General features: G+C 58.1%; 1 protein-coding gene. It reads left to right on the top strand.

Annotation, left to right across the window (positions count from 1 at the left end; genetic code table 11):
- Positions 1–210, top strand: a 210-nt coding sequence (locus KVH01_RS29640; RefSeq protein WP_318836595.1) for an immunoglobulin-like domain-containing protein, incomplete at both ends; no start/stop codon positions are given.

Here is a 210-nt window from a genome sequence, read left to right as displayed (position 1 = left end):
ACTGACTGCACCGAGTGCTGTTAACGAAGGTGGCCAGATCACCTACACCGCCACCTTGAGCAACAAGGCGGGTACTGACGTCACCTTGAAGCTGGACAACGGCTCGTCGATCACCATCAAGGCGGGCGATACCGTTGGGACGGTAACGGTCCCTGCACCGACCGATGACGTGTTCATCGACAAGAGCACCCAGACCGTCCAGATCACTGA

Origin of the sequence: Pseudomonas khavaziana (assembly GCF_019145205.1) — a bacterium.
GTDB classification, from domain to species: Bacteria; Pseudomonadota; Gammaproteobacteria; order Pseudomonadales; family Pseudomonadaceae; genus Aquipseudomonas; species Aquipseudomonas khavaziana.
The sequence above is the reverse complement of the archived record's forward strand: the minus strand, read 5'-3'. Positions and strand labels throughout refer to the sequence as shown.